This window comes from Vibrio sp. JZG10 (assembly GCF_054064075.1).
The window spans coordinates 77,405-104,226 of record NZ_JBSUGE010000008.1 but is presented as its reverse complement, the minus strand read 5'-3'; the positions used below and the strand labels follow the sequence as shown (position 1 = coordinate 104,226).

23 protein-coding genes and 1 pseudogene are annotated in these 26,822 nt (G+C 44.1%); 12 read left to right on the top strand and 12 right to left on the bottom strand.

Features of this window, described 5'->3' with window-relative positions; translation table 11 throughout:
* Window positions 1–25: 25 nt before the first annotated feature.
* Entirely contained in the window at window positions 26–232 is a 207-nt protein-coding gene (locus ACWYVB_RS11110; RefSeq protein WP_069504078.1) for a helix-turn-helix domain-containing protein, read from the bottom strand.
* Between the two features lie 202 nt (window positions 233–434).
* Here ACWYVB_RS11110 and ACWYVB_RS11105 point away from each other — a divergent pair, with 202 nt between their 5' ends.
* Window positions 435–890, top strand: a complete 456-nt coding sequence (locus ACWYVB_RS11105) for a hypothetical protein (RefSeq protein ID WP_447073732.1) — start codon at window positions 435–437, stop codon at window positions 888–890.
* A complete protein-coding gene (locus tag ACWYVB_RS11100) occupies window positions 883–2,253 on the top strand; it encodes a DEAD/DEAH box helicase (RefSeq protein WP_447073734.1) in 1,371 nt (456 codons plus the stop codon). The genes ACWYVB_RS11105 and ACWYVB_RS11100 overlap by 8 nt, the downstream gene beginning before the upstream one ends.
* 44 nt (window positions 2,254–2,297) lie before the next feature.
* On the opposite strand, the gene ACWYVB_RS11095 is transcribed toward ACWYVB_RS11100, so the two are convergent.
* The 8 genes from ACWYVB_RS11095 to ACWYVB_RS11060 all read right to left on the bottom strand — a co-directional run bounded on the left by ACWYVB_RS11095 (window position 2,298) and on the right by ACWYVB_RS11060 (window position 11,773).
* A complete protein-coding gene (locus tag ACWYVB_RS11095) occupies window positions 2,298–3,287 on the bottom strand; it encodes a TniB family NTP-binding protein (RefSeq protein WP_447073736.1) in 990 nt (329 codons plus the stop codon).
* Window positions 3,288–3,298: 11 nt separating this feature from the next.
* Window positions 3,299–5,113 (bottom strand): Mu transposase C-terminal domain-containing protein, encoded by a 1,815-nt coding sequence (locus ACWYVB_RS11090; protein ID WP_447073738.1) that lies wholly within the window; start codon window positions 5,111–5,113, stop codon window positions 3,299–3,301.
* Window positions 5,106–5,795, bottom strand: coding sequence for a Tn7 transposase TnsA N-terminal domain-containing protein (locus ACWYVB_RS11085; RefSeq protein WP_457528945.1), 690 nt, complete (start codon window positions 5,793–5,795; stop codon window positions 5,106–5,108). The genes ACWYVB_RS11090 and ACWYVB_RS11085 overlap by 8 nt, the downstream gene beginning before the upstream one ends.
* Window positions 5,796–5,947: 152 nt before the next feature.
* Window positions 5,948–6,991: a GMP reductase gene (locus ACWYVB_RS11080; RefSeq protein WP_005396079.1), complete on the bottom strand. Its 1,044-nt coding sequence runs from the start codon at window positions 6,989–6,991 to the stop codon at window positions 5,948–5,950.
* A 437-nt stretch (window positions 6,992–7,428) separates the two neighbouring features.
* Window positions 7,429–8,970: an NAD(P)H-hydrate dehydratase gene (locus ACWYVB_RS11075; RefSeq protein ID WP_317410381.1), complete on the bottom strand. Its 1,542-nt coding sequence runs from the start codon at window positions 8,968–8,970 to the stop codon at window positions 7,429–7,431.
* Window positions 8,971–9,056: 86 nt separating this feature from the next.
* Entirely contained in the window at window positions 9,057–9,494 is a 438-nt protein-coding gene (locus ACWYVB_RS11070) for a PAS domain-containing protein (RefSeq protein WP_005396081.1), read from the bottom strand.
* The gene (locus tag ACWYVB_RS11065) at window positions 9,494–10,498 is read right to left on the bottom strand and encodes a response regulator (protein WP_170892090.1); all 1,005 of its coding nucleotides are present in this window, start codon (window positions 10,496–10,498) and stop codon (window positions 9,494–9,496) included. Before ACWYVB_RS11065 ends, ACWYVB_RS11070 begins: the two co-directional genes overlap by 1 nt.
* 366 nt (window positions 10,499–10,864) lie before the next feature.
* On the bottom strand, window positions 10,865–11,773 hold the full coding sequence (locus ACWYVB_RS11060) for an aldo/keto reductase (RefSeq protein ID WP_203343429.1): 909 nt from the start codon (window positions 11,771–11,773) through the stop codon (window positions 10,865–10,867).
* 95 nt (window positions 11,774–11,868) lie between these two features.
* Between ACWYVB_RS11060 and ACWYVB_RS11055 the strand changes: the two genes are divergently transcribed.
* Window positions 11,869–12,282 carry a helix-turn-helix domain-containing protein gene (locus ACWYVB_RS11055; RefSeq protein WP_005396084.1) on the top strand — a complete coding sequence of 138 codons (414 nt, stop codon included), beginning with the start codon at window positions 11,869–11,871 and terminating at the stop codon, window positions 12,280–12,282.
* Here the strand turns inward: ACWYVB_RS11055 and ACWYVB_RS11050 are convergent.
* Window positions 12,263–12,841 carry a hypothetical protein gene (locus ACWYVB_RS11050; RefSeq protein WP_256894317.1) on the bottom strand — a complete coding sequence of 193 codons (579 nt, stop codon included), beginning with the start codon at window positions 12,839–12,841 and terminating at the stop codon, window positions 12,263–12,265. The two genes, ACWYVB_RS11055 and ACWYVB_RS11050, sit on opposite strands and share 20 nt — an antisense overlap.
* A 491-nt stretch (window positions 12,842–13,332) precedes the next feature.
* On the opposite strand from ACWYVB_RS11050, the gene clcA reads away from it, so the two are divergent.
* Window positions 13,333–14,736, top strand: coding sequence for a H(+)/Cl(-) exchange transporter ClcA (gene clcA / locus ACWYVB_RS11045; RefSeq protein WP_005396086.1), 1,404 nt, complete (start codon window positions 13,333–13,335; stop codon window positions 14,734–14,736).
* Window positions 14,737–14,979: 243 nt separating this feature from the next.
* A complete protein-coding gene (locus ACWYVB_RS11040; RefSeq protein WP_101911903.1) occupies window positions 14,980–15,945 on the top strand; it encodes a TDT family transporter in 966 nt (321 codons plus the stop codon).
* A gap of 46 nt (window positions 15,946–15,991) precedes the next feature.
* On the opposite strand, the gene ACWYVB_RS11035 is transcribed toward ACWYVB_RS11040, so the two are convergent.
* Entirely contained in the window at window positions 15,992–17,230 is a 1,239-nt protein-coding gene (locus ACWYVB_RS11035; protein WP_074190501.1) for an NRAMP family divalent metal transporter, read from the bottom strand.
* A 275-nt stretch (window positions 17,231–17,505) separates the two neighbouring features.
* The gene (folE, locus tag ACWYVB_RS11030) at window positions 17,506–18,159 is read right to left on the bottom strand and encodes a GTP cyclohydrolase I FolE (protein WP_006741127.1); all 654 of its coding nucleotides are present in this window, start codon (window positions 18,157–18,159) and stop codon (window positions 17,506–17,508) included.
* Between the two features lie 287 nt (window positions 18,160–18,446).
* Here folE and moeA point away from each other — a divergent pair, with 287 nt between their 5' ends.
* The 7 genes and pseudogenes from moeA (at window position 18,447) to ACWYVB_RS10995 (ending at window position 26,818) form a co-directional block, all read left to right on the top strand.
* A complete protein-coding gene (gene moeA / locus ACWYVB_RS11025; protein WP_317411374.1) occupies window positions 18,447–19,682 on the top strand; it encodes a molybdopterin molybdotransferase MoeA in 1,236 nt (411 codons plus the stop codon).
* A 9-nt stretch (window positions 19,683–19,691) separates the two neighbouring features.
* On the top strand, window positions 19,692–20,441 hold the full coding sequence (gene moeB, locus ACWYVB_RS11020; RefSeq protein ID WP_006741129.1) for a molybdopterin-synthase adenylyltransferase MoeB: 750 nt from the start codon (window positions 19,692–19,694) through the stop codon (window positions 20,439–20,441).
* 185 nt (window positions 20,442–20,626) lie between these two features.
* Window positions 20,627–22,738 (top strand): LruC domain-containing protein, encoded by a 2,112-nt coding sequence (locus ACWYVB_RS11015; protein ID WP_317411375.1) that lies wholly within the window; start codon window positions 20,627–20,629, stop codon window positions 22,736–22,738.
* A gap of 10 nt (window positions 22,739–22,748) precedes the next feature.
* Window positions 22,749–23,198 (top strand): hypothetical protein, encoded by a 450-nt coding sequence (locus ACWYVB_RS11010; RefSeq protein WP_317411376.1) that lies wholly within the window; start codon window positions 22,749–22,751, stop codon window positions 23,196–23,198.
* Between the two features lie 140 nt (window positions 23,199–23,338).
* On the top strand, window positions 23,339–23,635 hold the full coding sequence (locus ACWYVB_RS11005; protein ID WP_006741132.1) for a hypothetical protein: 297 nt from the start codon (window positions 23,339–23,341) through the stop codon (window positions 23,633–23,635).
* Between the two features lie 39 nt (window positions 23,636–23,674).
* Entirely contained in the window at window positions 23,675–24,505 is an 831-nt protein-coding gene (locus ACWYVB_RS11000; protein ID WP_253644653.1) for a sulfurtransferase, read from the top strand.
* 21 nt (window positions 24,506–24,526) lie between these two features.
* A pseudogene (locus ACWYVB_RS10995) lies at window positions 24,527–26,818 on the top strand (bifunctional diguanylate cyclase/phosphodiesterase).
* The last annotated feature ends 4 nt before the right edge of the window (window positions 26,819–26,822 follow it).

Sequence of the window (26,822 nt, the reverse complement as noted above, 5' to 3'; positions counted from 1 at the left end):
ATTTAGCCGAACCGCTACCAATTTTTTAAGGCAACAAGTCTCGAACATCACACCGGAGAACTTCAGCTATTTGATAGGCCTTTTCGAGAGTGATGTTCACTTCTCCCCTTTCTATTCGCCCAACATAGCTCCGATCAATATCAGCAGAAAGCGCCAGTTTGTCTTGAGAAATACCTTTGTCTTTACGCATATTGCGAACATTGATGCCAAATTTTTTCGCTAAGTCTTTCATTTCCAATACACATTAAAAAGAAAGACTATCCGTTCTTGATGCATACATTACCACGGACTATAATCCGCAATAATTTTGTATATCCTAAAAAGTTGAAGTTGTTAACATGCCACAATCTTGTTCTGCCCATCAAGACATCATAAAAATCCTTATTGATTTGAAATCAAAGGAGTTCAACATACCTACAGTACGAGACTGTCTTTTGGCTACGACAATGCAGGAGAAGAAAAATGGTACCGTTCGTCTTTTTGTATCTAGACACCTAAATGCGATGGTAAAAGATGGTTTTTTAATCACTTCAGGCACTCGGCATAAAAAAGTTTTCCGTAAAACGAAATTATTCGAACAACTAGTGACTGTCTCAAATGAAAATTCGAACAATAGCACACACGTCTCCCCCACTATGGAAACGCCATTAAAGCAAGAGTCACATATATGCGAACTGGATAAAATTAAAGTTCGCCTGAATGCAGAGCTGGCTATATTGCTAGCAGAAATAGACGAGTACCGCTCAATTATGGTTCGGTTTCCTCAAACTCAGGAAAAAGTCCGACATCTTCACGAACAATCCGCACAGCAATCTGTCACTTTGACCGGTCAAATCACTGCCATTACAAAAACAATTGATCTACTTCAATCGGAGGCTGTTAATGCTTAGAAAATGGCAAAGTGACTGTATAGAAGCAGCTATCAATAAATACCAATCGGGCAGCAAACATTTTCTCACTCAAGCAACACCAGGATCAGGGAAAACAATTATGTCTGCTTACTTAAGTAAGCACCTAGTCAATGCAGATATGGTCGATCTCATCCTTTGCTTTTCGCCTTCAGTAAACGTAGCTAATGGCTTTACGACAACTTTCGCGGGCGTATTGCAATGTTCGTTCAATGGTAAATTGGGATCATTAGGAACATCACTAACGTATCAAGCTATCCAGTATCTAGACGACTCCTTTTGGGAAACCATATCGAAATACCGTGTATTAGTGATATTTGATGAGATACATCACTGCTCGGGTGAAACACTAGCTGAAGCTAATGCTTGGGGTGAGCAGATAATTTTAAAAGTTCAAAATGCGGCAACGTACACTTTGGCCCTTACGGGTACGCCTTGGAGATCAGATTGCTTACCCATATCCTTAAGTTCGTACAGCGATCCTGAAGGACGAATAATCTGTGACTATCAGTACACTTTAAAGCAAGCAATTACCGATAACGTTTGTAGAAAACCGAAACTGGTGTTGGTAGATAATGAACAACTGAAATATACCAGTATCGATGAAAGTAAATCCTACTCATCGATTCAAGCGATGTTCAAAGAACAGAAAATTAATTATTCCAGTATCTTACAAGATAAAGATGCGTTGACTTATATTCTTGGACTTTCAGTAGATAAGTTACATTCGATTAGATCGTCAAATCACAATGCTGCCGGACTTATCGTAGCTGCGTCGGTTGCCCATGCGCGGCAAATACAAGTCATCCTGAACGAACAATTGAAGCAACCTAGCGTATTGGTGTCTTACCAAGATCCTGATGCCCAAAACATCATCGAAAGCTTCAAAAGAGAAAACTCACCATGGATCATTAGTATCGGAATGATCAGTGAAGGAACTGATATACCAAGGCTTCAGGTCTGCTGTCATCTAAGTAATGTCCGTACCGAATTGTACTTCCGTCAGGTGTTAGGGCGAATTCTAAGAATCACCGATGGTAACAATCAAGAAGCTTGGTTATACACGTTCGCAGAAGCGAGCCTAGTTAAATTTTCTGAGGAAATTGAACAAGATATTCCAGAGTCTTGTCTTTATGTTAAGTCACCAGAGCTTAACGAACAGCAATCGCCATCATCGATAAGTACAGGCGAAATGCCATCTTTGGTTACACCAAAAATTCGGGGAAGTTTAGTCTGGTCAGATGGTTCTGGTGAACAGGCCGCAGAAGAAACCTATACGTCGTTTAACTCGTTCACTTTGGGCCATTTTAGGGAACGGGTTATAGAGGCGTTTTCCTCTTTATAAATCTGTAACATACCCTCCAACCCACAGGATATATTTATTTTACCTTATTCAAACATATTACTACCCTTGCGTCTTTGGTTTTTGGGTTTAACGTTATGATAATAATCCTCCCACCCAATATCCTTTGGTGGCGGCCGCAACATATCTTCCGTCACTTTAACACCCTCATCAAAAGGATTTTTCCAGGTAATAGGTTTATCACTCGAGGTCAACTTCGATGCAAAAACAAAATCTTCTTCGGTGATCGTCGCATGCTGATTATCAATTGCTTCAATAGATGCTTGATAAATGAGGTTTCTCAATGAGCGCATGTTTCCTTGAGAGAATGCATACAATTTTTTCTGCAAACTTTCGTTAGCTAAGCCAGCCTGCTTTTCAAAAGGTAAAGCTTTATCGAGGTACTCCAAAAAAGTTTTGAATACGCCTTCACCTCCCTGGTAACTGAAGGGTCTCAGTTCGAACTGAATGGAAAATCGTCCATGAAGTTGCGAGTTAGCTTGTAGTACAACCTTTGAATATGGCATGCCGAAAAGAACGATTGGACATTTCGTTTTGTTGAGTATCATTTTTAGCCAGTTACCTACTTGCGTGAGAACCCGATTTGACCTTTCTTCTACTAAATGCTGGAACTCATCGATAATAATCAACTTCACACCAACCACCGGGATTAAATCAATCAGTTTTTTCGTCAATCTGGCTAAATCTGTTTCATAAAGCGCTAGCGGATCCCCCATTTCAACCAGCAACTCCCTCGCAGCATCTACCGGTTTCGCATTGTCCGGCAGCTCTATATGCAAGACTGGAATTATATCGCCCCCAACTTCAGAATCTCGCCTGTTTTGATTTAAATATTTTTTGATAATGGTCGTTTTACCGACGCCCGAAGCACCATAGACCATCATGCAAGTAGGCTCAGAATCGAAGTCTGATAAATCTCTACATCTATCCATGTAGCATAAGATTTTCGTAACACTCGGCGTGGATACAAATGCTCTTTTAGCTTTTGAGATGCGTGCTTCTCGAGTTTCATTCATCTGATGATTTCTTAAACATAATCAATATCCCAATCTTCATTATCAACAATTACAATTTCGTCTTCATGTTTCTGGGATGGGACAGGCTTGGCATCGCTGATGGATTTTGCTCTTGCGCTATTCTCTTGATGTCTAGCACCACGCCTCCGGGCTCTGATTTTCTTAGTCTTAACAATTGAACGGTCAGCGATTTCTTCAATTTTTATCTCTGCATCAATTTCCTTGTCTTCGTCATATTCTGCTGAATTTAACTCTGCTTGATACTTCATATTGTATTTATGTTGCCAGAGAGAGACTCTACTTGCATATTCGTAGTCTATTGCGTGAACCGTGAAGTACTCGTTCAGGTCTTCATCTAACACCCAAATGACCGCCATACACTCCGGATTATATTTGAACTGAACTTTATGATTTCCTTTCTTACCCCTATACTCCGCTAAACGTTCACTACTGTATGTCAGTTCTTTATAAACAGTTACACCAGCTTTGGTTAGTTGTTTTTGATCAACAATAGCGAATTTAAAGTCCAACTCATCTTTAGATCCATTAAACTCTTCAGGCTCCCATTCTTGACATCCCCTTTTCCATGCTACATTCGGACAATTAGTACCTCGCTGGTTAGATTTTGTATGATAAATATCGACTAACCAAATTAAGTAAATTTCTTTAATTTCATCCAATGTAAGAGTAGCTTCGCCCACTGAATCGTAACCTTCTCTCTGAAGGTATTGGCTGAAAGCTTTCCCTGGTAAATCATCTAGCAGAGAAGTATTGATAGTACCGTAGTTGCGTTCAACATGCGGTTTATCGTCGGGCGTTTCGACTCTGCTTTGATGTACATTGATCAACAGTGATTCACATGCTTTATCAAAAGCTTTAGACAAAAACTCTTTACCATTATCAGTTACGAGTAAGTCAGGGATACCGTAACATAGCCATTCATTTTCTACTGAGTCGAACGAGCTCAAAAGGTCATCTTTCCGCAGTATTGCATTTTTAAGAGCAAGTGACACTGATACGTAGCTCGGTGGCTCAAACCCAAGGTAAAAGCCTATAACTGCTCTGCTGTAACAATCGACTAATTGAGTAAGCCAAGGTCGTCCTAATGGCACGCGATGCTCCTCATGTACAGCAAAGACATCCACCACTGTATGATCTATTTCTACCCTCTCAAGCACGTAGGAAGTCAATATCTTTTTCCCCATCCGACGGAACTCTCTTTTAGCGACTCGCTCGCCCTTCTTCGCGGCTAGTAATTCGAAAGGGGTCTTCTTTTTAACCCGTTTCCGAAGAGATTCATAAGTTGGGTATTTGTACTTCGTTCCATTGTTCAGATTATGCTGGCGTAATTTCCTTCGCACGCGCTTGTAGGCACTTCTTATACGCACTTTTCGCCCAGAGATAACTCTTTCTACAGCTTGTTCCATCAAGGCATCAACGAATGTTGGTACTTTCGCTTTACTGTTACCCTTATTTTTATTCTTGGGAGCTAAGCTAACTGGGTTACAACCAGACGCTCTGAAAACTAACCACCACCGGTATATTGATATCGCACTTGGAATCTTCCTGTCGTGTAACCGTTGTAGTGCGACGCGTTGCGGTTCGATAGTCTTTGGAATGATTTGTTCGCACTTACTGGCTAAATAACGAAGGATACTTAGACGAAAAGTAATCTGAATGGCTATATTGTCAGGAAATGCGGATATATCTTGATATGTTGCTTCATCGACATCGTTGGTATCATCAACAACCCTATCATTCGGCTCAAGTTTTTCTTGCTGAAATGCTGACTTCCGATGAAAACTTGAAAATGATTTCTTAGTCATACCAACCCAATTCAAATTCAGACTCGAGTGATAGTGGCGTATCTAAGCTTGTTTGGAGTAAGTTTCGAGAGAGCAAATCACACAGGAATGGTAATACTTTTCTTCCATTTAGGCCAAGGTGGTGTCCTAAACTCTGTGCGGTTTGGGTACCATTCAACTTGAATGTGGTAAGGAGAGTTTGATGAAAGTGATTCAAGTTATCTCTTGAAGCATATCGATGCAAAAGCTTAAGGTTGCTAAATATGACCTCATCCAGTATTTCTTCCTCTGTAACCAGCTCTAGCTCCAAACCTAGCTCAAACGCGCCTTGGACTTTTGCTTCCCATTCACATTGAAATTCCTCTTTTGAGCTTTCCATATCGGACTTTACTTCGTACAACTTAAATTCACCGGTATCAAATTGAACTAGAAAGTCTGGAACATAAGTATGGGTCTTACCATTTAGACCGTATGAAAATCTTATCGGCTGAGAACAAAAGCGAACGATGCTGGGCTCAAAATCAAAATGATAACAAGCAGCACATTCTAAAAAAGATTCTACTGTAACTCTTTTTCCCATCTTAGCACTGACGTAACGGTGTATGTTTTTCCCACGCGACTTAGTTAAGTTTCGAGCAGGAGTAACAAATGCACTTTCAAGTGCAATCAGGGTGACAGTAGAAGAAGAAGGTAGAGCAGACATAATATTGCCTCTTCTCGATTTTGTCGTAAACTTACATAAGTCTAGACTATGAAGAGGCAATATCAAATTATGGTTGCACCAAATATCAATATATGGTTGTAAATATCAATTTATGGTTGTTTCAACATTTATACTTGTTACATTCAGTCGATTTACTCTTTACCGAACACGTTGTTCTCTTGTTCTTGAACGCGGATGAATGTAGTACGCTTGGTTAGCTCTTTAAGCTTTGCTGCACCCACGTATGTACAAGTTGAGCGAACGCCACCAAGGATGTCTTGAATAGTGCCGTGAACGCTGCCACGGTATGGCAATAACACGGTTTTGCCTTCGGCTGCGCGGTAGCCAGCAACACCACCTGAGTGCTTCTCCATCGCGCTCTTCGACGACATGCCATAGAACTTCATGAACTTCTCGCCGTCTTTCTCGATCACTTCGCCGCCTGACTCTTCGTGACCCGCTAACATGCCGCCTAGCATAACAAAGTCCGCACCGCCGCCGAATGCTTTTGATACATCACCTGCGCATGAGCAACCGCCGTCACCGATGATCATGCCACCAAGGCCGTGCGCTGCATCGCCACACTCGATGATTGCAGAAAGCTGCGGGTAACCAACACCCGTTTTTACACGAGTTGTACAAACTGAGCCAGGGCCAATGCCTACTTTCACGATGTCTGCACCAGCGAGGATCAACTCTTCACACATATCACCAGTAACCACGTTACCCGCAGAAATCACCTTGTCTGGGAACTCTGCTCGCACGCGTTCAACATACTCGACTAAATGCTCTGAGTAACCATTTGCAATGTCGATACAGATGAAAATAAATTCATCTGAAAGCGCCATAATATCTTTGGTTTTTTGGAAGTCTGCGTCAGATGTTCCCGTAGACACCATTACGTTATTCAGGGTTGCTTTATCAGCTGATTTAGCAAACTCAGCCCAATCTTCTACCGTGTAATGTTTGTGAACAGCAGTCATTACACCATGCTCAGCTAGCGCTTTAGCCATTGCAAAGCTACCAACCGAATCCATGTTTGCTGCGATTACAGGCACACCAGACCATTGACGACCACTATGCTTGAATGTAAAATCGCGGGTTAAATTTACTTGAGAACGGCTCTTAAGGGTAGAACGTTTCGGGCGAAACAGTACATCTTTAAAACCTAACTTAAGTTCTTGTTCGATACGCATTGTGTAATTCCTTGATTCATATGTATATGTGTCATCTCAGAGTGCGTAGTGATTTCGTTGGCAGACGAGTTCACTGTTCTTCGGACACAAAAAAACCGGAGCGTTGGCAGACGCTCCGGTTTTCAGCATTATAGGCTGTGATTTATTTCCTACAAGTCTGATATTTGAATTTTTTTTGTGATACCATCTTGATAATCGCATATCAAAAACACTCCTCAAGTCGTTATTTTTTCTCATTATTTATAATTATCAACAACTTAAGAAAACGTTTAAGTTAACCTATTGCGCAAACCTTTGCGTCATACCTTTAAAATGAAAACGCATCACCTCTCAAATCTGCCTAAAACTCAATCACCTAATACTAAGATGCGCTGCTAATTCGGAAAAAGTACTCCAAAAAAATCGATCATTTTTTCATAGTGATGGGCGAGATCTAGCTACGTCCTATCGATTTGTTGAGTAATAGCGGTACGAAGTGTGCCTATAACATCACTTGCCAAAAGACCAATTTGACCATGCTGACTCACGTTTATATCCGCAGCATGACTGTGGAGTACCACACCTAAACGTGCCGCAATGGAAATGGGTAACCCTTTAGCTAGCAACGCACCAATAACACCAGATAGCACATCTCCCATTCCGCCCGTCGCCATTCCGGCGTTACCCGCTAGGCAGACGTACATTCTCGTTCCATCGTAAATAAGTGTTCCCGCGCCTTTTAAAACCACCACACCGCCATAACGCTCTTGCAGTTGTCTTGCAGCAGAATATCGGTCACTTTCTATTTGTTGAGTGGTCACATTTAATAGTCGAGCTGCCTCTCCAGGATGCGGCGTGATCACTCGCTGGTTGTCGCACACCAAAGTGCCATCACATCGTTGGCTTAGCATCGCTAGAATATTGAGCCCATCAGCATCAACAACTTTAGGTTTCTGTTCTTGAGCCAGATATTGATAGGCTTGATAAGCCCACTCATCATCACCAAAACCTGGACCAAACACCAATACTTCAGCCCAGCGAATGCGTTTGGTTAAGTCGTTCTCAGTATCCCTGAGTAAGTCAGCGGTGATGCTTTGGCTCATTACTTCTGGGCAGCCAATCTGTAGTGGAATAAGGCTACTCGGGTGAGTAATTGCGGCAGTTAAACCCGCTCCGGCTCTAACCGCAGCGGAGGAACATAAACGAATCGCTCCTGACATACCTTGGTTACCACCGACGCAAAGTAGTTTGCCATTGTCACCTTTGTGTGCTGTCGGGTTTGGCTTGGGCATTAACCTTGAAACAACCTGATGATCAATACCTAGTGCACTTTCTACTTCGATAGAATCAAACTCAACATTTACACCCAATCCACAAAAGTGGAGTTCACCAACTCGATCTCTCGCTTGTCCGGTGCATAAGCCTTGCTTAACACCAATGAAGGTTACAGTATGCTCAGCATGAATGGCATCGCCTAAAATAGCACCTGTATTTGCACACAACCCGGAAGGAATATCGACTGCAATCACTGGGGTGTGAATTTGATTGATTTGCTCAATGTAGCGACGGTACTCCGAACGAACCTCACCACTTAAACCAGTGCCTAACATGGCATCAATGATCACATCGGCTTCTAGCAATGCGGTATTCCACTCATCCCAATCATTGTTAACACCATCGATGGACTGCCAATCTTGATATGCGCGTAAAGCATCACCTTTGAGCGCAGTCACATCACCAAGTTGGAAAACCTGTACATTGAGTTGCGCTTGTTTAGCAAGCGAGGCAAATACGTATCCGTCACCACCATTATTCCCTTTGCCACAAATGACCAAGATATTTTTTGATTTGGGATACAAGTGTAAAAAACGCTCATACACAGCCATACCTGCGCGTTGCATTAGGCTATACATAGAAACACCAGCCATTTGCGCTGCCAGCGTTTCACCGTTTTTTACTTGTTCTGCGGTGTAGAGTTTTAGGGCGATATTAAAGTCCATCTTCACGTTCTGCGCATTAGGAAACACAATTATAAGTATACAAAAAAGCCAAGGCGAACCTTGGCTTTTGAGAAAGTTTTTTATCGCTACTGACTCTGAGACATCAATGCTTCAGCCGTCGCGTCTTGTATAGATAAAAACAACGAATTGATTTTCCCAGTCGGTGTACGCATGGGGTTCAACGTAACGTTCTGGTACATAAACTCCGCTTGCTGTGTGACAGGGCGTACGTTACGGCAGCGAAACAAGTAAGGACGCTGGCGCCACGTAATAAAGCTGCGGCAACCTAAATCATACACGGGCTTTGTTTTTAACTTAAACCATTCCTGCGGGATTTCAGGGAAGATATCAAAGATAGAACGACCAATTGCGTCATGAGATTGCAAACCGCTATGATGAGTCATAAACCCATTCCACACTTGCACATTATAATCTCGGTCAATGACGACGAGCCCCATGTCGACGTTTTGTACCATGTCGACCATCCAATGGAATTGTTCAAACTCTGCTGGCATATTCAACATTAGAACTCCTCCATTAGATATGACAGTTTGTTATCGAGCAGCGGCAAAGATTCATCGACGAACATAAACAATAAATCACAACGGATTGACGTTCCCTCAATGTTGTAGCTCACCTCGAATGTCATGGTGCGGCTGAATGCGCCCGTCGTAGACTCAATGATCGAATCAATTGATATATGCTGACCAAGAAGCACTGGAGGGCTTTGGAAGAATCGCACTTCAGATTGTTCGCCCAAGCCATTTAAGAATGACCCCACCAAGATATTGGAAATATCCATGAGCAGCTCAAGCTCTTCCAGTTCGTCGCTGTCAGCCGGCACTTTCATCAATTTCTTGAGATCCGATACGCTCGAATCGCTCAAAATCACCAGCGCTTCACCCGCAATACCTTCGCCACAAAAGCCCTGACAAACGCCCGATACGTTGTCATGCGACGCTAAGTCACGGAGAGCCATGTGTAGTTCACTCACTTCGAAGATATTAACGTTCGGAAGCGGTAACTGCACAAACACATCAAAGTGACGCGCCAAGGCATCTGCGGCTCGACCAATAGAGACGTTCGCCACTTCCATGTAAATATCGCGACGACGTATAATCGGTAACTCAATAGAAACAGGCGTGATAATTTGAGGACGAGGCTCTGGCTCAACCAACTCTTTAAGCGCATTCTTGAGTTCATCTTTGGCGATCGGTTTTTGAATAAACGCTTTTGCACCCAGTGCGAACACACGTTCTTTCGCTTTAGGTTGGATATCCCCCGACACCACAACCACGGGAGTTTTATTCCCTAACCGCTGCATGTTTTCTAGTGTTTCAAAGCCATCCATTTCTGGCATGGTCAAATCAAGAAACATCAATTTAAACTCATTCTTTTCGAGTTCTTCTAGCGCATTTTTTCCGTGGATAGCAAACGTAATATCGGCATTCAATGTGGCTGGTAGTGATCTCGCCATCTGTTTGCGTGCTAACGCTGAATCATCACAGATGAGTACGGGAAAAGACATTCAATCACCTTTTTATATTCCACAATCTGCGCCGGAGTCTAACAGATTGTTACAGCATGTAATACGAGAAAACTGACGAGTTTTTATTTCTTTTTTATTCAATAAGCATACGCAATATGAATCGATGAGTGAACAAAATGGCGAAAAAGCAAACATCCCATTCGCTGTTTAGTGACATGAAACAAACATGGATAAAACGCCTCCACCCAAAGTAAGCAAAAAGTTGCAGCTAACATCCAAAGCCCATTTTTGCTCGAATTTCATTCTTTCCATTTCCATAATGGGTAAACAGTAACGCGCTAAAACTAAAAAGGCACCCTGCTAGAGGATGCCTTTAATAATAATTTCATCGATAAGATATCAATTCTATGGCACACCGTGACCTTTAGAAGCCACCCATACGCGATACCATTGCTCTCGAGTCAATTCGATATTCAGCGCATTTACTGCCGTTTGCACACGCTCAATCTTACCAGAGCCAATGATTGGAATAGGGTTAGATGGCAAACGACGTACCCAGGCATAAATTACTTGGTCAATACTCGCTGCGCCCACTTCTTCACGAATTGCTTCTAATTCGTTACGGACACGAACAGCTTGCTCACTGTCACCACTAAAAATTGAACCACCACCGAGGCAAGACCAAGCCATTGGTCGCGTGCGCAACATTTGCATTTGATCAAGCGTTCCATCGTGAGCAACCTCAAAGTTAAGTGGGTTGATTTCCACTTGGTTAGTAACCAACGGCTTACCCAAACGAGATTGCAGCAGTTCAAACTGGCGTGGAGTGAAGTTAGACACGCCAAAGTGCTTCACTTTGCCGACTTTGTGAAGCTCAGAAAATGCTTCTGCAACCTCGTCTGCATCCATTAACACGTCAGGACGATGAATTAAAAGTACGTCGATTTCATCCACATTCAAACGTTCTAGCGAGTTATTCACCGATTGGTAGATATGTGCTGAGCTCGTGTCGTAGTGATTGATCTTACGCTCTGGCGTTTTATCGCCACACAAATTGATGTCGCATTTCGTCACGATCTGAATTTGCTCTCGCACACTCTTATCGAGAGCAAGTGCTTCACCAAACAATTTCTCACACTCGTAATTACCGTATATGTCTGCGTGATCGACCGTGGTAATGCCTAACTCAATATGTTGCTTGAGGAATGACAAACGCTCTTGAGCAGTCATGCCCCAATCAACTGCACGCCAATATCCTTGGACCAGCTCTGAGAACTCAGGGCCTTTTGGTGCAGTCACAACTTTTGCAACCATGGTTTTTCTCCTTCAATTGATCTGCATTCATCGTAGTCTTGTTTTCACATCGGCTCAACGGGTAAACTTTGGCAATTCGAACTGGAGTACGAAATATGTCTTTTGCCCAACGCCTAGCCACCTTGATCGGAGAAGAAAGCATCAGCGGATTTGCACGACGCGTTGATGTGTCTGAAGCTTTAATACGCAAATATTTAAAAGGCAGTGAACCGAGCCTTACGAAAGCAAATCAAATTGCGATGCGAGCCAACTGCTCTCTTGAATGGTTAGCGACCGGATGTGGTTATTTATATCGCCGCGCTGAAGTCGTAGATATGGATGCGTACAAACTTGCATTTCAACACGTTATGAATCAGCCGTTGCCAGATGAGGCAGAAGAACAGCACCGTAAGCTCATCGCTGGCTATCAGTACCTGCGTGCGCACAAAAAATCGGATGGATTTTTAGACGAGTCTGCGATGGCGACCTTCCTATCTCTCCATAAAGAATCTAAAAACGAGTCACTTTAACATCGATAATTTCGCCATCGCTGTGCAATTCCACATTTAAAGACGGTGATGGCGACGAAAACTCGTCCGGTTTTACCCAAAATAAGCTTCGAATCGTTTCTTGCGGATAGCGGTTTATCAACAAGATAACTTCTTTATCGACGAGCTCAGAAGATTTCTTTTCCAGCGCTTCAACGACGTCATAGTGTTCTTGTCCGATAGTTATATTGCGTAAAACCAATCCGTCTTTTCTTAAATTGAGGATTAAGTCATTGAGACTTTGCCATTGATATTCGGTCAAAAAAGAGAACTGAGCACTGTCCTTTCCCAAAACAACTTCACCATACAGATGCTGCTGATAGTACGAAAAATCGTCCAAACAAAATGTGCTGAAATACGTTGAAGCATCTTGCTGCTGCACGTCACAGCGATACCAGCTTCCCTTTGTTTCTATACGCTCTCTTAAATTGGAGTACGGCATTGCAGACAACGTGTCCTGCCACCAACTCTGGGTTGAAAATGCTGGAAACGTTACCGAAAAACAACATAAAGAAAACAGGACTCGAGGATAAAAGCGCATGAATTACTCTGGTTGATTAACATCGAACCCAGACATTACCGACTAGTAGAAATTGTTCAAGATAAAAATAGTGGCAGGTAGTGCGGAAAGTTGTAGAGCAGAAATTAAGAAGGCGCACATTTGCGTGCGCCTCTACCTCGTTACTCAATCGTGAGTGTGCGAATCGAAGATGTCTATTGATGCATCCCGAACATAAAACGAGGACTTACCGTAGGGTTTGAATCCATCCAAATTGTGTGTAAAACCTCACATCCCTCCTTCTGAAGCAGTCATGTTGCTTTACACCTAAAGCATGGTTCATTTTGCTCAAAAAACAAGTTTTTTATCCCAAATTATGAGAGCAATAGCACAGTTTTGGTGAATGAATGATATCGCGACACTTCGAACACTCAATAGTGAAAAGCTAAATTGCATCTTTATTGATTAGGTCTAGACTCTGCGAAGCGTATACTTTCTCGCGTCCCTTCCACCAGCAACAGGAGAACTTGTTAATGACCAAACGAGAGAGAATTGTGAAATCTGTGTTAGCGCACGTACCGAAAGATGCGATTAACCAGTTTGTCTCTCGAGGGTCCACACCATTTTCTGTCCTGATTATGGCCGCAATCGTTGGCACACTAGCTGGTTTTGTCGGCACTTACTTCGAACTTGCGGTTCATTTTGTTTCTGAAACCCGTACCGAATGGCTGAGAAGCGAAATCGGTAGCGTACTTCCTCTTTGGCTTGCTGCTGTACTGATCAGTGCTCTACTTGCTTTTGTTGGTTACTTTCTTGTTCACCGCTTTGCTCCAGAGGCTGCGGGATCAGGCATCCCTGAAATTGAAGGCGCGATGGACAACATTCGCCCTGTGCGTTGGTGGCGAGTCCTGCCAGTAAAATTCTTCGGCGGCATGGGCGCACTTGGCTCCGGAATGGTGCTCGGTCGTGAAGGCCCAACGGTGCAAATGGGCGGTGCTGTCGGTCGAATGGTGACCGATATTTTCCGTGTGAAAGATGACGATACTCGTCATTCCCTACTCGCTTCAGGTGCCGCTGGTGGTTTGGCTGCCGCCTTTAATGCCCCACTCGCTGGCATTATGTTCGTTGTGGAGGAAATGCGACCTCAGTTTCGCTATTCTCTGATCTCAATTCGCGCGGTGATCATCTCTGCTATTATGGCCAATATTGTGTTTCGTGCCATCAACGGGCAAGACGCTGTCATCACAATGCCGCAATATCACTCTCCAGAGCTTCAGTCACTTTGGTTGTTTTTATTGCTTGGCGCATTGTTTGGCGTATTCGGAGTGATCTTCAATAAATTGATTACCGTGGCACAAGACAGTTTTGTCGCAATTCACAAAAACGATCGTAAACGCTATTTAATCGTGGGTTCACTACTTGGTGGCATTTTTGGTCTGCTTCTCTTATACGTGCCACAGCTAACTGGCGGTGGCATCGGCCTTATTCCTGATATTACCAATGGCAACTACTCGGTATCCGTTTTAGTTCTGCTTTTCTTTGGTCGCGTCATCACGACGTTGCTATGCTTTGGCTCTGGTGCGCCGGGCGGTATCTTTGCACCGATGCTTGCTCTGGGGACCTTGTTTGGCTATGCATTCGGAGCGAGTGCTGATGTGTTGCTTCCTACGCTTGATATCGAACCTGGCGTATTTGCTATTGCGGGCATGGGGGCCCTGTTTGCTGCAACGGTACGCGCACCGATCACGGGCATTTTGTTGGTGATTGAAATGACCAATAACTACTACTTAATTCTACCACTTATCATTACTTGTTTAGGTGCCGTGATTATTGCTCAGTTGTTTGGCGGACAACCGATTTACAGCCAGTTGCTACATCGTACAATCAAAAACGATAAGTTACGTCAGCAGGATCTTCCTGAAAACCAATCGACATAATTCTCGCTTTGTTATTATTTCGCTCCAAACTATCGAAGGGTTTGGAGCGATAAACTCTACATTTTTACATCTTTTCCAAAATATTCGATACCAAACTCACAAAAACACCATTCTCTGATATTTCCTCACCACCTTTCATGAGTAAGCACTCTCTAAACTTGCTAGTATTCGCTACTCAAATAGAGCATTTCATCCAAATCATCACGTTTCGTTTCATTCAGGCAAAAATCAAATGGAGTAGATTTGAACTGGAGAAGACTTGTGCAGTTTTATAGCGTTCCGCCGTCTCAAGCCGCGTTAGCGCTAGGTATGATAGGTTTAGGACAAGCTTGGGCACTCTATGTCCCTGAAATTGGTGAACCAATACGCCCATTTTTAGCGTCACTCGGCGCGCTTTTACTCGCCCCTGTGCTGATAAAATATGCCACGAATCCACGATTATTTATGGTCGACATTCGTCACCCATTGAGCGGTAGCTTAATGGCCCCCATGAGTATGGCGTTACTGATCCTTGCAGATTATCTTGCTTCTGTAGCGCCAATCATTGCTTATCCACTCTGGTTTATGGCACTTTTGCTGCATTTTACTATGATGGTACTGTTTTTTAGCTTTCAGCTAATGAACTTCAAAATGTCGAATATTGTACCTAGCTGGTTTCTCTATCCAGTGGGACTGATCAGCAGCTCATTAGCAGGCTCCCAATTGGGTCACAACCTATTCTCTGAAACCTTAGCGATGATGTGCATTGGCATTTATTTCTTTATGTTACCGCTGGTGCTCTATCGTTTGGTGTTTTTCGGATCTCTACCGAGACGAGCCAGGCCGACCCTCGCAATTATGGCCGCACCGGTAAACTTGTCATTGGCGGCATACTTGGTGAACTTTCCCCTGCCCGATCCGATACTGACTGGCGCATTAGCAGGGATTGCTATCACAATGACGTTATTGATCTACCTGTGTTACTTCCGCTTACTTCGACTGAAGTTTCAACCTTCTATCGCGGCGGTAACCTTTCCTTCCGTGATCAGTGCCATTGCGATGCACCGCTTAACCTCCTTTTTTGCCGAATCGCATCCACATTGGCACTGGCTACACGATTTTGGCTTTTTAGAGCTCAGTATTGCGACTGTGTTAGTGGTTTGGGTATCGGCAGGTTACGTCAAAATGTATTGGCCAGAAATCGTTAAGTCGCCCTCTAAACAAGCATAAAAAACGGCCTCATCTGAGGCCGCTGTTCATCTCTATCAATAAGACATCAACCCGCAAACTTCGCCATGAAGTTCCCAATGTTAGTCAAACTCGATGCCGCCATTACGATAACAATCGCTGCTCCAGTTAGCGTTAAGTACATTGGGTGTTGGTAGTCACCGACAATATCTTTGCGTTTTGTCGCAACCAATACAGTGCCCAAAACGATAGGAAGAATAATGCTGTTCACTAGGCCCGCTAGCATCAAAAGAAGAATTGGCATGTCCATGGTTACCGTGCCTAGCGCGGTTAGGATAATGAAACCAACACACCACGCTTTCTCGTTTCGCGCCACAACTGGGAAAAGCGTCTTAATTAATGATATAGCCATGTAAGAGTTGCCAACCACAGACGTGATGGAAGCTACAAACAGTACTAAGCCAAAGATGAAGTAGCCGAGTTGGCCCGCACCTTGACGGAAAGCATCCGCCGCAGGGTTAGCTGTATCCAGCGTTGCGCCTGTCGCGATAACGCCAAACACCGCCAAAAACAGTAGGATTCGAATAACCACCGCGATAGAAATACCAGCCCACGCTGTTGAGGTGATGGAAGGCACGTTCTCTTTGCCTTTCAAGCCGATGTCTACTAGGCGTTGTGCACCCGTGTAGTAACCGCCAACTGCGCCGCCAACGATAGTCAACGTAGGCAGAAGCAAACTACCAACATCCATAGGCATCACCGCTGCACTTAGTGTCTCTCCCATCGGAGGTAAGCTCGTCATAGCCACGTATGCGATCAGAACAATCATAAACAAGCCAAGATAGCGGGCCATTTGGTCCATTCGTTTGGAAGCGTTATGAACCACAAACAACAAACAGCCAACGACACCGGTAAACAGTGCGCCCCATGTTGTGTCCACGCCCGTTAGCACATTGATGCCTAACGCTGCGCCACTCACGTTGCCAAAGTTAAACGCCACTGCACCAAGCGCAAGGAGAATACCAACACCATAACCCATGCCGGGTGCCACTTTGTTCGCAATGTCTTGGATTCGCATGCCAGAAACGCCCACAATGCGCCACAAGTTCATCACGATACCAAATGTGATAAAAATGGAAGCCAAAACAGGAAATGCCATGTCGACTTTGTAGATATTTGTGAAGACTGCGGTTTGAGTCAAAAAGCCGGGACCAACAGAGGTTGTCGCCATCAAAAAAGCGACACTAAGCATGGCTTTCTTTTGCCAACTGCTTTCTTTAACTGGAGCTGAAATAGAGGAGGTGCTGATAGTGCTTTGTGTAGTCATGCCGAGTCCCAAATTTGTTGTCTTTCTATTATTAGAAAATAGAAATACAACTGACCGAGATCAGCTGAACTTAGAGAAATATCTCTTTTTAAAACAAACGATTACAAGTTGTAGTCGTTCATTGGGCGCATATATTAAGAGCAACGAATGTGACTGTCAATACACAATTGCATAATTACTATTTATTGCGACTCACTTGACGATGATTTGGATATAAAAGATATAAAAAAGGATGGCAACTCGCCATCCTCTCTCAATTTTATTTGTCGATTTGATTAACGCAGGCCATGCAGAAATTCAGCACGGGTCGCTGGGTTGCTCTTAAAAATACCACCTAACGCTGTAGTCGTGGTTTCACTGGTGGCATCCATCACACCGCGTGATTTCACACAGTAATGCGTCGCGTCGATAGTCACCGCTACATCGTCAGACTCAAGCAATGTTTGCAAAGCAACAAGGATTTGCTGGGTCATACGCTCTTGAACTTGAGGGCGTTGCGCAAAGAAACGAACAATACGGTTGATCTTAGACAGGCCAATGATCTTACCGCGAGGAATGTAAGCAACAGCGGCTTTTCCGTCGATTGTCACAAGATGGTGTTCGCACGTACTGGTCACAGTAATGTCTTTCACGCGAACCATTTCGCTCACGTTCATCTTGTTTTCGATAACGGTGATCTTGGGGAAGTTGGAGTAATCCAAACCAGAGAAAATCTCGTCCACGTACATTTTTGCAATGCGGTGTGGCGTTTCCTCTAAGCTATCATCCGTAAGGTCGAGCTGAAGCAGACCAAGAATCTCACGCATGTGGTATTCAATCTTTTCCTTCTTCTCTTCACGGCTAACGGCATTAGGGCGCATTGGTGTTTCTAACCCGCGTTGCTCTAGCGCTTCTTTCACTAACTTTGCTGACTCGCTAAGACCTGACATTCCACTTCCTCTTTTGTAACTACCACTCTCGGTGTGAAATACAATTGCCGTGTTTTCATCCCGTAGCGTTAAAGTCGCTCAGTCCGATGTTTATAACGCCAAGGCACATAACAAGAATACACTGAGCTATTTTCTCATGCTCCGTAGGAACTTTACCCCTTTCGGATGGGTGACAAGGATACTCGGATTTTTGAATAATTACACCCATATTTTATAGGTGGACATTCTTACTCGGTCCCCTTTTATGGTAGAGTTGCCACAAAACAAAAGAACATAGGATTATCTCAATGGGCTGCTGCGACGCACCTGGCTTGATGCCAATTGAAGAAGCGATGGATAAGATGCTATCGCGAATCAAACCTATCCAAACGACACTTTCTCTTCCTCTTGCTGACGCTCTGGGTTTTGTGCTGGCTGAAGACATTTTATCGCCAATTCACGTGCCCCCTTTCGACAATTCAGCGATGGACGGTTATGCCATTCGTATTCAAGACCTAGAAGTGTCTACAGTGTTGCCTCTGGCAGGTAAATCCTTCGCAGGTCAGCCTTTTGAGGGTGAATGGCCGGCAGGCACTTGTGTTCGAATCATGACTGGCGCGAAAATTCCGGAAGGCTGTGATGCCGTTATCATGCAAGAAAATACGGAAGTGACCGACGCTGGTATTCAGTTCAACCAAACGGATGTGAAGCCGCAAAATAACATCCGCCCTACGGGTGACGACATCAAGCAAGGCGATATTGTATTGGCAAAAGGCGCGCGCCTGACACCGCGCGATATTCCAATGATTGCCTCTCTTGGTGTCAGCCATGTCACCGTCGTGCGTAAGCCAAAGGTGGCATTTTTCTCCACAGGTGATGAACTTAAACCATTGGGTGAGCCACTCAAGGCGGGTCAAATCTACGACAGTAATCGTTACGGTATTAAGCCGCTGATTGAAAACTTTGGTTGTGAAGCGATTGATCTTGGCATTATCCCTGACTGCCCAGAAACACTAAAAGCAACATTCGAAAAAGCACAAACTCTCGCGGATGTAGTTGTAACGTCTGGCGGCGTCAGCGTTGGTGAAGCAGATTACACCAAAGACATTCTTGAAGAACTTGGCGAAATCGGTTTCTGGAAACTGGCAATCAAGCCGGGTAAACCTTTCGCATTTGGCAAGTTAAGTACTGCTTGGTTCTGTGGGCTACCAGGTAACCCTGTATCTGCGGTGCTAACAATGTACGTACTTGTTCAACCAATGTTGACTAAATTGGCAGGCTACACTGAATGGAAAGCGCCTGAGTCTATCCCTGCTACGACTAAAACCGCATTTAAGAAAGCGCCGGGACGTACAGACTACCAACGCGGTATCTATACTCTAGAAAACGGTAAATTTGTCGTTGAAACCACTGGCAACCAAAGTTCAGGAGCCTTTCGCTCAATGAGTTTGGCAAACTGCTTTGTTGTGTTGGAACGTGAACGTGGCCGTGTGGAAGTTGGCGAAACGGTTCAAATCCAACTGTTTAACTCAACGTTATACTAGGAACATACCGTGGATATTCTTTCCGATCAGGAGATGCTGCGCTATAACCGCCAGATCATTCTTCGCCAGTTCGATTTCGAAGGGCAAGAAGCGCTCAAACAAAGCTCAGTGCTTATTTTGGGTGCTGGCGGTTTAGGTTGCGCTTCTAGCCAATACCTTGCCACGGCTGGTGTTGGCAATATTACTTTTATCGATGACGATATTGTTGAGCTCTCCAATTTACAACGCCAAGTATTGCACCACGACGCCGATATTGGCCGTAAAAAGGTTGACTCCGCGGCGGATGCATTGCGGGAACTTAATCCTCATATCGAAGTAAATACCGTTGCTAAACGCCTTGACGACATTCAGCTTCAGGCTTTGATTGAACAACACACTGTGGTGGTCGATGCTTCAGATAACGTCGACACTCGCAATCAACTCAACCGACTCTGCTTTGCAACAAAAACACCGCTTATTTCTGGTGCAGCCATTCGTATGGAAGGCCAAGTGAGTGTGTTTACGTACGACGACCCAACTCAACCGTGCTATCAGTGTTTGAGCGCGCTATTCGGCAGCAGTGCATTAAGTTGCGTTGAAGCTGGCGTAATGGCGCCTGTTGTGGGTATTGTTGGCGCTGTACAAGCGATGGAAACCATCAAGGTGATTGCAAATTACGGCCAACCCAAAAAAGGGAAGATCCTCATTCTCGATGCGTTTAGCATGTCCTGGCGGGAAATGAATTTGATGAAAATGCCGACCTGCCCTGTTTGTGGCTAAGTAACGCTGTCAGCTTATCAATGAAGATTCTCAAAAAGCTCAACGTAACGTTGAGCTTTTTCTTATTCTGAGATTCATATTTCGAACCAAATAACTTACCGATATAAAATTCATTATAAACAGTAATTTAAAAACTGGCACATTCCTTTCATTGCATATCATACAAACCAATGAGAGGGCGAATCATGAAAAGGACATCACTATTACTTGGATCTCTGTTCGCAAGCGCATACGTAAGCGCAGCGCCATTCGACACTTGTCCGAGCAAAGCATATTTATTTCAATCGACCCCAGTGCAAGTTTACGGCGTTAATCTGGTTACCGGATCAACCAAGTTACTGACCGACGATGTGGGCTTAGCATCTGGTATTAACGGCGTCGGTTTCAACTTCACTGATCGATACATCTATGGTTACGATACAACCAACTTGAAAATCGTACGTTTAGGCCAGGACTTTCAAGCAGAAACTCTCAACGTACAAGGGCTTCCTAGCCATACGTTTTTTGTCGGTGACGTGTACAACCACGTATACTACTTGTATCGCAAAGGTAAAGGGCTGTTTTCCATTGATCTGTCGCCGTTAGATACGGACCCAAATGCTACCTTAACCCTGAATAAAATCACATCAAATGCAAGTGTGAGTTTAACCGATTTTGCGTTCCACCCTGGCGACGGTTCGCTCTATGGTATCGATAATGGGTCTGGCGTATTGTATAAATTCGATACAAAAACAGGCCAAGCAACCGCGATCGGCAATACAGGGGAAACGGGTACCTTTGGTGCAGGCTACTTTGATGTAAACGGAAACTACTACGTATCGCGTAACCAGGACGGCAAAATTTATCGCGTCGACTTATCAGAAAATAATGCCGCCAATATCGCTGCGGGCATTGTTCCTGCTGTAGAGTTTGTGTCTAACGGTCCAAGTTCCAGCCAAAATGACGGTGCCCGATGCGCGAACGCTCCTGTTATTGACGAAGACGAGCCAATTGACTTTGGTGACGCACCTGACACTTACGCTACCTTGCTCTCTTCTAACGGACCACGCCACGCTGTTGATGGTGTAACTTGGCTTGGCACAATTGCGCCAGATGGTGATGCCGATGGACAAGTGGCTCCGTCTGGAGATAACAAAGTTGGTACAGCAGATGAAGATGGCGTCGGCTTTGTTGCCGCACTCGACCCAGGGTTAAGTTCACTAGTGAGCGTAACTGCATCAACATCCGGCTACTTGTCAGCTTGGTTTGACTGGAACCGAGATGGTGACTTTGCTGACGAAGGTGAGCAAGTATTCACCGATGAGTTACTCTCTGCAGGCAGCAATACGCTTCCATTTGTCGTCTCTGAACTGGCAACCGCAGGTCCTAGCTGGAGCCGATTCCGCTTTAGCCAACAAACTGGTCTGAACTTTGATGGCGGATCAACATCAGGTGAAGTAGAAGATTACCCAATCACAATCACTGAAAACGGCGTATCCGTACAGCACTTCCCAAGTGCCGATTCCTACGCAACGGTCGCGTATGAAGACAACTGGCCTTACACCGCTGACTACGACATGAATGACGTAGTCATTAAGTTCCGTATGACTGAAACACGTATGGACGGCACGGTGGAAAATATCCAAATTAGCGGAGATCTGGCCGCCTATGGGGCTGGCTATAAAAATGGCTTTGCTATTCGTCTACCTGGCGTTTCGAAAGCGAGCATTGAAAACGGCTTAACAAAGCTAACGTTTAATGGCAAAGAACAACCGACCAACGGTCTAGAAGCGATATCAGAAGAAGCCATCTTCATTATCAGTGACGACCTCAGTCAGTATGCGCAAAGTCAATGTGCGTATTTTCGAACCCAAACGGGTTGCAATGATAACGTCGCGTTGTCTTTCACACTGACCATCTACTTTAAGGAAGGAGCCGACCGCTCAGCGCTACAGGCCATGCCTTATGACCCATTTATCTTTGCTACACCCAATACATATCACGGCGATGGCATCACCTTTCAACCAGGTAGAAAATGGGAAGTACATTTGCCAGACCAAGCACCAACTGAGCAGTTTGATGACGCAAACCTATATGGCGTGGGCGTAGACGCAAGTGACCCGACTCGAGGCGTGTACTTCAAAACAGCAAACAATCTTCCTTGGGCATTGCTTATCGTCGAAGAGTGGAATTGGCCGCTAGAGAAAGTTGACTTAGTTGACGCTTACCCAGAGTTTGCCACCTACGCCGAGTCTGGTGGGCGAGAAGGAGCAAACTGGCATAACCAACCTAAAGCAAACAAACGTTACATTCCATAGGAGAAGCATCATGAAAAACTTAATCACAATCATCATGGGATTAGCGTTAACAGCCTGCGGCGGTGGCGGCGGTGGAGACAAAAGCAACGATAGCGCTACTCCACCTCCAGCTCAAACTACCGTTATTGTTGAAGAGCCAAGCATGCAAAACTTAGACGTACCAGATGGGTTCGATTATGACCCAAGGTTAGAAAGCTCACTTGCGGTAGATATTAGTGGTTACTCTTTACAGCGCGCACATCTGAGCATTTATAAGGAGTACCGTGAAGATGCGTCTGGAACCTACCAAGCAAAATATTCGAGCAATGTTGCTTCTGCTGCGCTGACGAGTGGGAAAGCTATCTTAGATTTCTCCACCTCGGACAGCCAAGATAACCTGTTAGTCGAAATTTGGTTCTACGATGGCTCAGAACCTCTGCAAAAAGTCGTCTCAACCGGAAATACGACATGGCGCATGTAAGATGCTCTATTGGTGAGCATTGATACTCGGGACTGGCGCAAGCCACAGGTTTTAAGACAAAATCGCATCGTTCTTTGAACATGCGATTTTTTTGTTGTAAAACAAAATGATTACTTGAAACAATAGCAATGGAGCGCAAATTGGATAATCCCAAAACCTATATGTTGGTCTTCAGCGGTTTCATTGCCCTACTTGTGCTCTTGTTGCTCATTAAGCAGACGGATGAGAACACGGTTTCAGCCACCGTCATTAGCAACACTTTAACTCAGTCCCTTGATGGTCAACGTCGGTACCTCACTATTAATTCACCTGAGATAGAGCAACAACGAGTGACGGTTCCAGTGTCCGCATCTTGTCCAGTGGGCTCTATTGCGTTGTTCCACCAAGCATCCCGCTCAAGTCTTGACTCATCCCTTTCATTCATTCGCTGTGAGTAAAGCTACTGTGCGGACTTCCCAAATAAGAAGGATTTAACCATGCAAGCATTGATCGATGCCAAAGAGCTTCATGCTTTATTAGACCAACCGAATGTAAAACTTCTAGACGCGAGTATTCGTTTTCAAATTCCTTCCGAAGGGAAAAAGATCGCCAATAAGTGGATTCCAGGCTCATTGCGTTTCGACTACGACAATGACTTTTGTCTCCCAGATACCAATCTCCCTCATATGATGCCAACAGAAGAAGGATTTAATAACAGCGCTCAGAAACTTGGCCTGAACAACGAAGACCTTATTGTTGTTTATGACAACTCAGGAACACTCGCCTCTCCGCGCGCATGGTGGATGTTTAAGGCAATGGGGCACAATAATGTCAAAGTGCTTAATGGTGGCCTCCCGGCTTGGATTGAGGCTGGACTGCCTGTCACGGATGTCTTGTCAGAAGCTAAGCAGCTTGGAAACTTTACCGGGAAATTAAATAAACATGCTTTTTTGGACGCAAATGCAATATTAGAGTACTCAAACAATTGCAGTGCAAACATTGTTGACGCTCGCTCACGTGCACGTTTTTTAGGCGAGGTACCAGAGCCAAGAGAAGGACTGCGTTCTGGTCATATTCCTAATTCTGTTTGCCTCCCTTTCCAAACATTATTGAGTAATGGCTTTATAAAGGCAGACTCGGAATTGAAACAAGCATTTAGTGCACTAACGTTATATAATGATAAATCAATCATTTTCAGTTGTGGCTCAGGTGTAACGGCCTGTATTTTGCTGCTAGCAGCATACCAGTTAGGTTGGCGTGATTTATCGGTCTATGACGGGTCATGGACAGAATGGGGCGCAGACCACTCATTACCCATTACTCGCTAATCTAGGAGCTATCGAAGCGGCATGGTCAGGTTAAAGAAGAACATTTGGACACTATACATGGCGCTACTTACAATAAGTGCCGTGCTGTTCGTGTTGTTTGGCCGCTACCATTATGAGTCAACCCTGAATAAGTACAAAGATAAGCAGCTCCTACAATTGGAGCTGTTTGCCTCTTCTGTCGAATCACTTCTGAAAGGACAAGAATCGTTACTTGAAGTCATTGGTCATCAGTTGGTCGAGAGAAATGACTTTACTCGTACAGCAGCAGTTCAAACTCGCCCGATGCTGGACAAACTGCTCAGTATCCATCCGGCGATTATTGGATTCGGCCTAACCAACCCCGATGGAGACTACATCGCCGTAAGCTCCAATTTGATCTTGGCAAAGCTGCATAATCTAAAACAAGATCCACTGACTCGTGATACCTTTTTGGCAGCGCTCAACTCTGACCGAATGATTATAGGTCGAACGTATTTTATGCCAGCTCAAGATTCACTTGTGATTCCGATCCGAAAAGCAATTCCAAATAAAGATGGTGTTGTACAAGCAGTGATGACGGCTGGCTTTAATATGAATTCATCTTCGGTTTTTCGTAACGACATCCATGCTAATGAGCACAACCGGGTCACATTGATCCGCAGTGATGGCTACCTTACTTTTAGCTCGTCAGAAGACACAACCCTAGAAGATTACCTAAAACCTGCCAATGATTTAGATATAAAAGCTGTTATGGCTCAAATCACAAAAGATTCAGGCTGGGATATGGCGCAACTAAAAGAGCTCACACGAGCGCTAAATATTGTTGTCGACAATTCTCGCCTGAGTGAGTTAATCACATTGAGATACCTTCCTGATTATCATCTTTGGGCCTCTTCCTAGACAGATTTGAATTTTATTAAGCGCGGATTTTACGAACAGTTTGCACTGTACTCGATTGTTTTTCTTATCGTCCAAGGTGCTTTTTACGCTTTATTCCGCTCCATTGCGAACAATGAACATAAAACAAAACTGCGTTTGCTCTATCAAGCGAACCACGATCATCTCACTGGATTACCAAACCGAGAGTACCTACGCGCAAACATTCGACACTGGCTTTCTGGGAAAGGGAATCCTTTTTCTTTGATGTTTATCGATATTGATAATTTCAAATCAGTCAACGACACACATGGTCATGACTTTGGCGACGAAGTTCTAAAACAAATATCTATCCGCTTAAACACCTTTGTTAACGATGGCCGATTAATCATCCGTGAAGCCAGTGACGAGTTTATTTTTCTAACGAATCGAATTGATGAAGTAAGCGTTAAAAGACTAGCGAGCGACTTAATAAAGGCGCTATCAGAACCCTACGAAGTCAATGACAGTCAGTTCCTGCTCAGTTGCAGTATTGGTATTGCCTGCTATCCACACCATGGTGAAACATTAGATGAACTGCTCCTGTCAGCCGATATTGCGATGTATCAAGCGAAAAAACAACGCAACGTATACAGCCTGTTCAATCAGCAGATGCAAGCTACACATCTGCGTAAAATGAAAATTGAGCAACGCCTGAGGCTCGCGATAGATAAGCAAGCGCTTCATATGGTTTATCAACCTCAGTTAAACCTAGAAGGCGATATTTATGGTGTCGAAGCGCTTATTCGTTGGAGTGATGATGAGCTCGGCTTAGTCCCACCAAGTGAATTTATTCCCGTCGCAGAAAGCACTGGGTTGATGGTTCGTATTGGTGAACAAATCATTGAAAATAGCCTGACAGATATGGCTAAACTGACTGGTAATATTGATACACCTATCCAGATGTCTATTAACATCTCGGTCAAACAGTTTGTTCATGCCAAATTCATTACTAATCTTATGAATGCTATTGAGAAACGCGGCATCGAATGTTCAAAGATTACCCTAGAGATCACCGAAAACCTGTTTATTGAAGATCTTGAAAAGTTCGCACCAATTTGCGAGCGCTTGCATGCTCTTGGCTTTAAAATCTCGCTCGATGATTTCGGGACTGGCTACTCTTCATTAAGCATGTTGCGTACGCTACCTATTGACGAGGTGAAGATTGACAAGAGCTTTGTCGATCACATTGAGCATGACAAAAAAGCGCTGAATATGGTTAAGAATATCATTTCTATCGGCAAAAACTTTGAAATGAAAGTACTAGCTGAAGGAGTAGAGACGCTGCAACAACTGAATGAGTTAAAAGCTTGCGGTTGTGATTTGATTCAGGGCTACTTCTACTCTAAACCTTTATCGCTTGAAAACTTGATCGCTTTTACGAAGCAGAACCAAAGCAAAGAAACCGTAGTTGAATAATTAC

What these genes read in the sequence shown, in the direction of transcription:
- ACWYVB_RS11110 (WP_069504078.1), bottom strand. Translation starts at nt 232, where the DNA reads ATGAAAGACTTAGCGAAAAAATTTGGCATCAATGTTCGCAATATGCGT.
- ACWYVB_RS11100 (WP_447073734.1), top strand. Translation starts at nt 883, where the DNA reads ATGCTTAGAAAATGGCAAAGTGACTGTATAGAAGCAGCTATCAATAAA.
- ACWYVB_RS11095 (WP_447073736.1), bottom strand. Translation starts at nt 3,287, where the DNA reads ATGAATGAAACTCGAGAAGCACGCATCTCAAAAGCTAAAAGAGCATTT.
- ACWYVB_RS11090 (WP_447073738.1), bottom strand. Translation starts at nt 5,113, where the DNA reads ATGACTAAGAAATCATTTTCAAGTTTTCATCGGAAGTCAGCATTTCAG.
- ACWYVB_RS11085 (WP_457528945.1), bottom strand. Translation starts at nt 5,795, where the DNA reads ATGTCTGCTCTACCTTCTTCTTCTACTGTCACCCTGATTGCACTTGAA.
- ACWYVB_RS11080 (WP_005396079.1), bottom strand. Translation starts at nt 6,991, where the DNA reads ATGCGTATCGAACAAGAACTTAAGTTAGGTTTTAAAGATGTACTGTTT.
- ACWYVB_RS11075 (WP_317410381.1), bottom strand. Translation starts at nt 8,970, where the DNA reads ATGGACTTTAATATCGCCCTAAAACTCTACACCGCAGAACAAGTAAAA.
- ACWYVB_RS11070 (WP_005396081.1), bottom strand. Translation starts at nt 9,494, where the DNA reads ATGTTGAATATGCCAGCAGAGTTTGAACAATTCCATTGGATGGTCGAC.
- ACWYVB_RS11065 (WP_170892090.1), bottom strand. Translation starts at nt 10,498, where the DNA reads ATGTCTTTTCCCGTACTCATCTGTGATGATTCAGCGTTAGCACGCAAA.
- ACWYVB_RS11060 (WP_203343429.1), bottom strand. Translation starts at nt 11,773, where the DNA reads ATGGTTGCAAAAGTTGTGACTGCACCAAAAGGCCCTGAGTTCTCAGAG.
- ACWYVB_RS11055 (WP_005396084.1), top strand. Translation starts at nt 11,869, where the DNA reads ATGTCTTTTGCCCAACGCCTAGCCACCTTGATCGGAGAAGAAAGCATC.
- ACWYVB_RS11050 (WP_256894317.1), bottom strand. Translation starts at nt 12,841, where the DNA reads ATGCGCTTTTATCCTCGAGTCCTGTTTTCTTTATGTTGTTTTTCGGTA.
- clcA (WP_005396086.1), top strand. Translation starts at nt 13,333, where the DNA reads ATGACCAAACGAGAGAGAATTGTGAAATCTGTGTTAGCGCACGTACCG.
- ACWYVB_RS11035 (WP_074190501.1), bottom strand. Translation starts at nt 17,230, where the DNA reads ATGACTACACAAAGCACTATCAGCACCTCCTCTATTTCAGCTCCAGTT.
- folE (WP_006741127.1), bottom strand. Translation starts at nt 18,159, where the DNA reads ATGTCAGGTCTTAGCGAGTCAGCAAAGTTAGTGAAAGAAGCGCTAGAG.
- moeA (WP_317411374.1), top strand. Translation starts at nt 18,447, where the DNA reads ATGGGCTGCTGCGACGCACCTGGCTTGATGCCAATTGAAGAAGCGATG.
- ACWYVB_RS11015 (WP_317411375.1), top strand. Translation starts at nt 20,627, where the DNA reads ATGAAAAGGACATCACTATTACTTGGATCTCTGTTCGCAAGCGCATAC.
- ACWYVB_RS11010 (WP_317411376.1), top strand. Translation starts at nt 22,749, where the DNA reads ATGAAAAACTTAATCACAATCATCATGGGATTAGCGTTAACAGCCTGC.
- ACWYVB_RS11000 (WP_253644653.1), top strand. Translation starts at nt 23,675, where the DNA reads ATGCAAGCATTGATCGATGCCAAAGAGCTTCATGCTTTATTAGACCAA.